This is a genomic window from Rathayibacter sp. KR2-224 (assembly GCF_049446075.1).
GTDB lineage: Bacteria > Actinomycetota > Actinomycetes > Actinomycetales > Microbacteriaceae > Humibacter.
In genome coordinates this window covers 1-3,669 of the sequence record NZ_JBMSEB010000006.1, presented here as the reverse complement: position 1 = coordinate 3,669, position 3,669 = coordinate 1, and the positions used below count along the sequence as shown (strand labels likewise).

The window sequence follows — 3,669 nt, the reverse complement described above, 5'->3', positions numbered from 1 at the left end:
CGCTTCGGGTCGTGAGAGTCGGGACGTGCACGCTGTTGGGTCCTGAGGGACCGGGCCGGCCGGGAGGCTGTTCCGAACCTCTGGGCCCTTTTCTTGTCAGCTCCTTGGTGGGGTTGGTGGGGGAGGGTGACCCGCCCGTATTTTGAGAACTACACAGTGGACGCGAGCATCTTAGATTCGGACCCTTTTGGGTTCGGATCACAAGATCATGCCGGCACCTTTGGGTGCTGGTAGATCATTGGTCAATCTGTTCACCCTTTCGGGGGTGGGCCGATCGATTCATAACTCATGTGATTTCAAGTTTCTAAGAGCGAACGGTGGATGCCTTGGCATCTGGAGCCGAAGAAGGACGTAGCAATCTGCGATAAGCCTCGGGGAGTTGATAAGCGAACTTTGATCCGAGGGTGTCCGAATGGGGAAACCCAGCCAGGCCCTTTGTGGTGACCTGGTTACTCCCGCCTGAATGTATAGGGCGGGTAGAGGGAACGTGGGGAAGTGAAACATCTCAGTACCCACAGGAAGAGAAAACAATAGTGATTCCGTTAGTAGTGGCGAGCGAACGCGGAAGAGGCTAAACCGATTATGTGTGATAGCCGGCAGGTGTTGCATGGTCGGGGTTGTGGGACTTCCACGGTTTTCTGCCGAAGACCACGTTGATGTGCGCAGTATAGGTGAACGGTTTTGAATGACCGACCGTAGAGGGTGCCAGTCCCGTAACCGAAATGTTGTGCGACGGCGGGAAGTATCCCAAGTAGCACGGGGCCCGAGAAATCCCGTGTGAATCTGTCAGGACCACCTGATAAGCCTAAATACTCCCAGATGACCGATAGCGGACAAGTACCGTGAGGGAAAGGTGAAAAGTACCCCGGGAGGGGAGTGAAATAGTACCTGAAACCGTTTGCTTACAAACCGTTGGAGCCTCCTTGTTGGGGTGACAGCGTGCCTTTTGAAGAATGAGCCTGCGAGTTAGTGATATGTGGCGAGGTTAACCCGTGTGGGGTAGCCGTAGCGAAAGCGAGTCTTAATAGGGCGATTGAGTCGCATGTCCTAGACCCGAAGCGAAGTGATCTACCCATGGCCAGGTTGAAGCGACGGTAAGACGTCGTGGAGGACCGAACCCACTTCAGTTGAAAATGGAGGGGATGAGCTGTGGGTAGGGGTGAAAGGCCAATCAAACTTCGTGATAGCTGGTTCTCTCCGAAATGCATTTAGGTGCAGCGTTGCGTGTTTCTTGCCGGAGGTAGAGCTACTGGATGGCCGATGGGCCCTACAAGGTTACTGACGTCAGCCAAACTCCGAATGCCGGTAAGTGAGAGCGCAGCAGTGAGACGGTGGGGGATAAGCTTCATCGTCGAGAGGGAAACAACCCAGACCACCAACTAAGGTCCCTAAGCGCGTGCTAAGTGGGAAAGGATGTGGAGTTGCATAGACAACCAGGAGGTTGGCTTAGAAGCAGCCACCCTTGAAAGAGTGCGTAATAGCTCACTGGTCAAGTGATTCCGCGCCGACAATGTAACGGGGCTCAAGCACGCCACCGAAGTTGTGGCATTACCATTAGTGACAAGCCTTCGTGGTTCAGTCGTGGTGATGGGTAGGAGAGCGTCGTGTGGGCAGTGAAGCGGCGGTGTGAACCAGTCGTGGAGCCTACACGAGTGAGAATGCAGGCATGAGTAGCGAAAGACGGGTGAGAAACCCGTCCTCCGAAAGACTAAGGGTTCCAGGGCCAGGCTAATCCGCCCTGGGTAAGTCGGGACCTAAGGCGAGGCCGACAGGCGTAGTCGATGGACAACGGGTTGATATTCCCGTACCGGCGAAGAACCGCCCCAGTCAATCCAGTAATGCTAAGAGTCCGAAACCCTGCGTACGATCCCTTCGGGGTGAGGCGTGGGGAGGTAGCACTCGACCCTATGCTGGTGCGGCTAGCGTATTAACAGGTGTGACGCAGGAAGGTAGCTGATGCCGGGCGATGGTTGTCCCGGTGCAAGTGCGTAGGCCGAACGATAGGCAAATCCGTCGTTCATTCAGGCTGAGACACGATGCGGACCCGTTTGGGGAAGTCAGTGATCCTATGCTGCCGAGAAAAGCATCGACGCGAGGTTCCAGCCGCCCGTACCCTAAACCGACTCAGGTGGTCAGGTAGAGAATACCAAGGAGATCGAGAGAATCGTGGTTAAGGAACTCGGCAAAATGCCCCCGTAACTTCGGGAGAAGGGGGGCCTGAGGCGTGTAGGGACTTGCTCCTGAAGCGTTTGAAGGCCGCAGAGACCAGTGGGAAGCGACTGTTTACTAAAAACACAGGTCCGTGCTAAGTCGCAAGACGATGTATACGGACTGACGCCTGCCCGGTGCTGGAAGGTTAAGAGGAACGGTTAGCCGTAAGGCGAAGCTGAGAATTTAAGCCCCAGTAAACGGCGGTGGTAACTATAACCATCCTAAGGTAGCGAAATTCCTTGTCGGGTAAGTTCCGACCTGCACGAATGGCGTAACGACTTCCCAGCTGTCTCAACCGCGAACTCGGCGAAATTGCATTACGAGTAAAGATGCTCGTTACGCGCAGCAGGACGGAAAGACCCCGTGACCTTTACTACAGCTTGGTATTGGTGTTCGGTGTGGCTTGTGTAGGATAGGTGGGAGACTATGAAGCGGGCACGCTAGTGTTCGTGGAGTCATTGTTGAAATACCACTCTGGTCACTCTGGATGTCTAACTTAGAACCGTAATCCGGTTCAGGGACAGTGCCTGGTGGGTAGTTTAACTGGGGCGGTTGCCTCCTAAAGAGTAACGGAGGCGCCCAAAGGTTCCCTCAACCTGGTTGGCAATCAGGTGTCGAGTGTAAGTGCACAAGGGAGCTTGACTGTGAGACTGACAGGTCGAGCAGGGACGAAAGTCGGGACTAGTGATCCGGCAGTGGCTTGTGGAAGCGCTGTCGCTCAACGGATAAAAGGTACCTCGGGGATAACAGGCTGATCTTGCCCAAGAGTCCATATCGACGGCATGGTTTGGCACCTCGATGTCGGCTCGTCGCATCCTGGGGCTGGAGTAGGTCCCAAGGGTTGGGCTGTTCGCCCATTAAAGCGGTACGCGAGCTGGGTTTAGAACGTCGTGAGACAGTTCGGTCCCTATCCGCTGCGCGCGTAGGAAGTTTGAGAGGATCTGACCCTAGTACGAGAGGACCGGGTTGGACGAACCTCTGGTGTGTCAGTTGTTCCGCCAGGAGCACCGCTGATTAGCTACGTTCGGGATGGATAACCGCTGAAAGCATCTAAGCGGGAAGCCGGCCTCAAGATGAGACTTCCATCCCCTAGGGGGAGAGGCTCCCAGCCAGACGACTGGGTTGATAGGCCGGATGTGGAAGCAGGGACTAAAGACCTGTGCAGCTGACCGGTACTAATAAGCCGACAACTTGACAATCACTACCCTCATAAACGTTGTAAGGCAGCTATGAGGGGCCTAAAGATTTGCTCGCGTCCACTATGTGGTTCCCGATGTACGGTCGGGAACAAACAAGCTTTGATGCTTGACGTTCACTATTGACACATCAACAGTGTTTCGGCGGCCATAGCGAGAGGGAAACGCCCGGACACATTCCGAACCCGGAAGCTAAGACTCTCAGCGCCGATGGTACTGCAGGGGTGACCCTGTGGGAGAGTAGGACACCGCCGGACTTCTT

Annotated in this window: 2 rRNA genes; both read left to right on the top strand. The window is 55.1% G+C overall.

Annotated features, from left to right (window positions below):
* Nucleotides 1-294 precede the first annotated feature (294 nt).
* Nucleotides 295-3,410, top strand: a 23S ribosomal RNA gene (locus ACO2Q7_RS17245).
* A 137-nt stretch (nucleotides 3,411-3,547) separates the two neighbouring features.
* A 5S ribosomal RNA gene (rrf, locus tag ACO2Q7_RS17240) occupies nucleotides 3,548-3,664 on the top strand.
* Nucleotides 3,665-3,669: the final 5 nt, after the last annotated feature.